Origin of the sequence: Morganella sp. HSTU-ASny43 (assembly GCF_022819185.1) — a bacterium.
GTDB lineage: Bacteria > Pseudomonadota > Gammaproteobacteria > Enterobacterales > Enterobacteriaceae > Morganella > Morganella morganii.
The window spans coordinates 44,449-51,405 of the sequence record NZ_WSPG01000027.1; the positions used below are offsets into that span (position 1 = coordinate 44,449).

The window sequence follows — 6,957 nt, forward strand, 5'->3', positions numbered from 1 at the left end:
CCGCTTGCCGCAACAGTATTTGATAAGCAGTGAGTTCCTCATAAACAGGAAACACATCATCATGAATAAACGCTTCGCATCAAAAATATTTATCAACGGTGATATTCATACACTCGATCGTGAAAATCCCGTTGCTCAGGCCGTTGCTGTCCGTGACGGCAAATTTATTGCTGTCGGAACCAACGATGAAGTTATGCAGTTACGGAATGAAGAAACAGAGATTATTGATCTTAAAGGGCTGGTGATTATTCCCGGCCTGAATGATTCGCACCTTCATCTTATCCGCGGCGGACTGAATTATAACCTCGAATTGCGCTGGGAAGGTGTGCCGTCATTATCGGATGCCCTGGCGATGTTAAAAGCACAGGCTGATGTGGCGCCGGCGCCGCAGTGGGTCCGTGTTGTGGGTGGCTGGAGTGAATTCCAGTTTGCCGAAAGACGGATGCCGACATTAGATGAAATCAATGCGGTTTCACCGGATACCCCGGTTTTTGTGCTGCATCTTTATGATAGCGCGCTGCTGAATAAAGCGGCACTGCGTGTGATCGGTTATACCAGAGATACCCCGAACCCGCCGGGCGGTGAAATTCAGCGGGATGAGCACGGTAACCCGACCGGCATGCTGATTGCAAAACCCAATGCCATGCTGCTGTATTCCGCGCTGGCGAAAGGCCCGAAACTGCCGCTGGATTATCAGGTTAATTCAACCCGTCAGTTTATGCGCGAACTTAACCGTCTCGGGGTAACCAGTGCGATTGATGCCGGGGGCGGATTCCAGAACTATCCGGAAGATTATGAGGTTATCGCGGAGCTGGCAAAACAGAATCAACTGACTATCCGTATCGCCTATAACCTATTTACCCAGCGTCCGAAACAGGAACTGGAGGATTTCCGCGAATGGACATCGATGGTGTCGCCGGGAGAGGGAACCGATTTTTTCCGTCACAATGGTGCAGGGGAAATGCTGGTATTCTCTGCGGCTGACTTTGAGGATTTCCTGCAGCCGAGACCGGATCTGCCGGATAATATGGATGCGGAGCTGGAAGCCGTGATCCGCCACCTGGTTGAACACCGCTGGCCGTTCCGTCTGCATGCCACTTATGATCAATCCATCAGCCGTATGCTGGATGTGTTTGAAAAAGTAAATAAAGAGATCCCGTTTGACGGCCTGCACTGGTTTTTCGATCACGCGGAAACCATCAGTGAACGAAATATTGAACGGGTAAAAGTGCTGGGCGGCGGATTGGCAATTCAGCACCGAATGGCATTCCAGGGCGAATACTTTGCGGACCGCTATGGTCATGAAGCGGTGAAACACACGCCGCCGGTGGCTAAAATGCTGAACGCGGAAGTGCCGGTCGGCCTGGGAACGGATGCGACGCGCGTAGCCAGTTATAACCCGTGGACAGCGCTTTACTGGCTGGTGTCGGGCCGGACAGTCGGCGGTATGAAGATGTATGACGACAATAGCCGGTTAGACCGGGATACCGCGTTAGAGTTATGGACTATCGGCAGCTCCTGGTTCTCTGATGAACAGGGTAAAAAAGGGCAGATTAAATCAGGGCAGTTTGCAGATTTTATTGCCTTATCTGACGATTATTTCCGTGTGCCGGAAGCGGAAATTAAAGCGATAGAATCCCTGCTGACGGTGGTGAACGGCGAGGTTGTTTACGGCAACGGTATTTTCGGGCCGCTGGCACCGCCGTCAATTCCGGTATTACCTGACTGGTCACCGGTTATTAAAGTGCCGGGACACTACTCTTATTTACAGCAGGAAAATAAAGCTGCGATCCTGAATCAGTTACACCAGTGCTGCGGTTCGTGTCATGTTCACGGACACCAGCATGATATCGCCCGTAAATCGTCTGTGCCGGTTGCGGATGATAATGCCTTCTGGGGCGCGCTGGGCTGTTCCTGCTTTGCATTTTAATTATCGCTGTACATGTTAATACTGTGGCTGGTGGTAAAACACCGGCCATATTAAACCGGAGATCATATTCACATGACTAATCCGCAATCATCAGCCTGGTCGCCGCTGCGTAACCGTATTTTCTTTGTGTTATGGATGGCGACATTATTTTCTAACATCGGAACATGGATGAATGATGTCGGTGCGGGATGGCTGATGACCAATCTGAGTCCTGATCCTGTCATGATTGCCACCATTCAGGCGATGACCACATTGCCGGTCTTTTTATTAGCCTTACCGGCCGGGGCGATTGCTGATATTTTCGATAAGCGCAAGCTGCTTATATTTGTCAATATCATGATGTTTTTTGCCGCTGCATTACTGGCTGTTCTGGTCTATTTCAATGTGGTCAGTATCGGCTGGTTATTGTTAATTACCTTTATTCTCGGATCCGGTGCGGCTTTTTTAGGCCCGGCATGGCAGGCGATTGTCCCGGGTATTGTGGCGCCGCATGAATTAAAAACGGGGATCGCACTGAACAGTATGGGGATTAATATCAGTCGTGCCATTGGCCCGGCTCTGGCCGGTGTGCTGATTTCACAGGTAGGGCTTTATCTTCCTTTTATGCTTAATGCACTCAGTTTTATTGCCATTATTGTGGCGGTATGGTGGTGGAAAGGGGAGAAACACCAAGAAAATACCTTACCGGCGGAATCTGTTGTCGCCGCGATGATTTCCGGGTTGCGCTATGCCCGTTACAGTCCGGCATTGATTAAAACCATTATCAGAGCCGCTGCCTTCTTTGTGTTCGCCAGTGCTTACTGGGCGATGCTGCCGCTGGTTGCCAGAGTGTCGCTTCAGGGGGATGCAACGTTATACGGGATTTTAACCACCAGTATCGGTATCGGGGCGGTCGCCGGGGCATTCAGTTTATCTGCGCTGCGGGCCAGGTTCAGTACCGGAATATTAGTGACTGCCGGGACTGCCGGAACGGTTATTGTGCTGGTGATCTTTGCCGTGACCACATCAAAATATCTGGCAATCGCCGGCAGTATTATTGCCGGGTTCAGCTGGCTGATCACGCTCTCCACGCTGATGGTGTCAGCGCAGACAGCACTGCCGGACTGGGTCAGAGCGAGAGGGCTGGCGCTGTATCTGACGGTATTCTCGGGGTCAATGGCACTGGGGTCATTAATCTGGGGGCAGATTGCCTCACACACATCAATAACAATCGCGCTGCTTGCGGCGGCAGCAGGTATTATTGTTGTCTGGTTATGTGTGCTGAAAGTGAAAATTGACCACGACAATATCAATCTATCACCGTCTGAACATCTGACAATGCCGGAGGAATTACCGTATTCTGAGGAAGATAAAAAACCGGTGATGGTGTGTATTCAGTATAAAGTGGATACGGAACATCAGGCGCAATTTTTTGCACTGATGGAGCAATTAAAACGGATCCGGTTACGGGATGGTGGTTATTCCAGAGGGCTGTTTTCGGTTCCCGGTACGCAGGATGAATTTATGGAGACATTTATGGTGTCATCCTCGGCAGAACATCACCGTCAGCATAAACGGGCAACCGTGGATGATCGCCGGATTGACAGTCAGTTAAATGCTATTATCCGGAGCAAAACGGTTGTGCATTATCTCTCATATTCTGCGGATACGGAAAAACAGAAATAAAACAGGTTGTACAGATAATAAAAATCCGGCAATAAATAGTTATTGCCGGATGATTTTAATTAACTGAAACAGTGGTTACCAGTGGTATGAATAGCTGAGACCAATCTGCAAACCATCATTACGGTAATCCGTGGTGTGATAACCAATATCGCCGCGAAGGGTGGAGTTCTCCGTGATAAAGTAATTCACACCGGCACGGGCATACGGTTTTACACTCTGGCTGTTGCCGCGATCATAAATATAATCAGCATCGTTCACATACTGAATATGGCCGGTAAAGGCATCACGCTGGTGACTGAGTTTAATATCCGCGCCGATACCTGCATCCAGTTCTGTGCTCTTATTAAACTGATGTTTCAAATCCACGCCGAGTTGTAAATCAAGGTTTTTATTTCCGGCACGGCCATAGGTTGCCGGGAAATCAATACCATTTGATTCTGTATATCCGGCACGGGTGACATTATGATATTTAATAGCAGCCAGTGGTGTCACCAGGGTATTTGCACTCACGGTAATGCCATAACCGGTGGTGAATTTTACATAGTAACCTTTGATATCAGAATTGCCTTTTCCGGTTTCAGTGCCCCGTTGTGCCTGACGGGTGATTTCCAGACCCTGCTGTAAAAATGCAGCGGAAAGCTCACTGTTAAAGCCGGAGTTATCTTTATTTTCCTGATAACGCAGCCATGCGCCAACACCGGGATGATTATTGCCGCGGGTGTCGTAGCCATCGGCCAGACGGGTATTTACGGCGAAATTCAGTGACGCGCCCAGCGTCCAGTTTTCTGCCGGTAAACGGAATGAACCAAATACGCCGGTGGCCACACGGCTGTTCTGATGCACATTGTCATATTGGGTAAACAGGCCGGCGCAGTAATTATCGTCACCCATCTGGCAACGGCTTTCCGCGAGGTTATACAGGGCGGTCTGGTATAAATCCAGAACCTGATAACTGCTGTTTGCCAGTTTTGTTACTGTATTGCGGGTTTTAATAATATCAACAGGATCAGAGACCGTGATACCGCCGTTATCAGCCGGGTCAACCGGTGTCAGCGGCAGGATTGGTTTGACTGGTTTGACCGGCTCTGATGGCTCAAGCGGTGTCAGTGGTTCAGACGGATCAACCGGTTTTGACGGCTCAAGCGGGGTCATTGGTGGTTTATAGTCCAGTTTCCATAGAACAGCGGATGTTTCATTATTGTCATTCTGCACATAACCGGCGACCACTTTGCCATCCGCAGAAATGGCTTCCGCACTGGATTCACCTTCAAAGCTTTCCTGTAGTGGTTTCAGTTCGTACATCTTTTTTTCACCTGAAACATAGACAAAGCCACGTGCGATATCATCTTCGTTATCGGATGAACCCACAATAAATTGTCCGTCACTTGAAACAGATGAAGCACTGGAATAGCCGCTGTTATCTTTCTTCAGGGTGCCGAGATCACGCATACCGTCTTTATCGGTATGACTCATCGCATGTGTTTCATATTCACTGATATTTGACCAGCCTACGGTAACAAGCCCGTCAGCGGATACGGCATTAGCGCCGGATTCGCCCGCATTCTCTTCTCTCAGGGTGCCCAGTGAAACCATGCCTTTATCACCGGTATATTTAAATGCCTGACCACTGCCGCTGATGAAGCGGCCGACAATTACACTGCCGTCATAATTAACGCCGTTTGCGGTGGAGGTTGCTGTTTCTGACGGATCTAATAATGTAATGCCGTCCTGTCCGCTAAAGCGGAAAGCTTTTTCGTCTGCAATGCCGATAACGGTTTTACCGTCACCGGAAATACCCAGGGAAGCGACACTGGCAAATGCCTGCTGATCAGGGATATTCACCGTATCGGTATTGGTATCATAAATATACATTTTAGAGTCAGATTTATTATTTACATCAACGATATAACCGATGGCGATATTACCGTCTGCTGAAAGGCCGGAGACATAAATACTGTTATTCCCGGCTGCATATTTACTCAGGTCAACTGCATTGCCATCAATAATAATGAAAGGACGGTAATTATCATTTGAGATTTCATAAGTACCGGCAACTACACGACCATCTGCTGATATAGCGGCAGACTGACCAATGTTTTTTATCTTTGAGACTTCATAATCCATTGCGGAAAATGCCAGTGTGCTTTGTGACGTCAGTAATAATGCCAGTAATGTTTTATTAAAGTGTTTTTTATGTGCGTAAGCCATGATGATATTTATTCTTTTCAGGTAATACGATGAAGTGACTTATTGCAGTGTCAGCAATAAACCCGGTGTTGAATCAAAAGTTATGTTAAAAAATCAGATTAGTTAATTATATTAATAATATATGTCCATCATAAAAATGGGGATGCAAACCAGATCGTGTCAGGCACGCGTGTGCCGTTGCGGATGACTGCATGAAAATTTTGGGTTAAACCAATTTGATGCGTAATTTATTGGGTTTTCGATCTTAAGGCAAATGAAAATTGCGCTCAGACACATTTTTTTAGTAAAAAAAACAGATGAACTGCTTCTGGGGAGGTTGAAAGGGTATTTCCGGATTATAAATCTGGTTATTTTGAATAAGTTGGAATTAATTGCAATTGACGTTGTATTTATGGCAGATCTGTTTTATGAAAGGCATAGTGTTGTAAGGGTAAAAGCTGAGTAATAACATGATTATACCGTGTTTGTTGCGTTACGTCATACTTTCAGTGATAAAGCATTATCAACTGATTGGCAGCATCCGATGAATTGTTTCAGTTCGGTTGCGGGAATGTGTTTTTTCCCCGGTGAAGAGCAAAACGGATAAAAAATACGTCAGATCTGAATGCAGAGCGCTGCCTTGTCTGCTGAGCGGGTGACACTGATGGTCATCAAAAAAAGAGTCCGGTAACAGTATATTTATTGACTAAATGAATAAGTAATATCATTATATCGTGATGGGTTTCACATAACTAAAAATAAAATGAGTAAAATGATGGATCTTGAACGAGATGGGTAACAAACACGGACTGGTATTTCTTGAACAGACGGTGAAGGGGATATTCAGGGTATTACTCGCGGCGGTTGTAATTGTATTTTTATTTTCGGTTATTCTCTTTTCTGTGCTTTAAATAGCTCCGGTTCAGTCTCGGTACTGAGCAACCAAAACGGATATGTCACCCTTAGTTTATTCAGATATTGATATGTCGACTGAATCGACATATCAATATCTTGTATTTTATTAAGCCACACTATTTATAGTGAAGTTTATTTCTAATTTTCACTTCTTATTGGGAGGTGATTTAATTTAATTAAACTATAATCACGGTGGTGAGTTTAAATATTAAAAGGTGCAGTGGTTTTACATGATTTTATGATGAATTATTATATTCTGT

Annotated in this window: 3 protein-coding genes; 2 read left to right on the forward strand and 1 reads right to left on the reverse strand. The window is 46.4% G+C overall.

Annotated features, from left to right (window positions below; genetic code table 11):
* Positions 1-61: 61 nt before the first annotated feature.
* Together GN208_RS14080 and GN208_RS14085 are read left to right on the forward strand one after the other, a co-directional pair.
* A complete protein-coding gene (locus GN208_RS14080) occupies positions 62-1,930 on the forward strand; it encodes an amidohydrolase (protein WP_243828450.1) in 1,869 nt (622 codons plus the stop codon).
* A gap of 72 nt (positions 1,931-2,002) precedes the next feature.
* Positions 2,003-3,595 carry an MFS transporter gene (locus GN208_RS14085; RefSeq protein ID WP_004237399.1) on the forward strand — a complete coding sequence of 531 codons (1,593 nt, stop codon included), beginning with the start codon at positions 2,003-2,005 and terminating at the stop codon, positions 3,593-3,595.
* A 75-nt stretch (positions 3,596-3,670) separates the two neighbouring features.
* On the opposite strand, the gene GN208_RS14090 is transcribed toward GN208_RS14085, so the two are convergent.
* Positions 3,671-5,803 carry an autotransporter domain-containing protein gene (locus GN208_RS14090; RefSeq protein ID WP_004237398.1) on the reverse strand — a complete coding sequence of 711 codons (2,133 nt, stop codon included), beginning with the start codon at positions 5,801-5,803 and terminating at the stop codon, positions 3,671-3,673.
* Positions 5,804-6,957: the final 1,154 nt, after the last annotated feature.

Excerpts from the sequence above, each read along its gene's own strand:
- GN208_RS14080 (WP_243828450.1), top strand. The coding sequence starts at position 62 with ATGAATAAACGCTTCGCATCAAAAATATTTATCAACGGTGATATTCAT.
- GN208_RS14085 (WP_004237399.1), top strand. The coding sequence starts at position 2,003 with ATGACTAATCCGCAATCATCAGCCTGGTCGCCGCTGCGTAACCGTATT.
- GN208_RS14090 (WP_004237398.1), bottom strand. The coding sequence starts at position 5,803 with ATGGCTTACGCACATAAAAAACACTTTAATAAAACATTACTGGCATTA.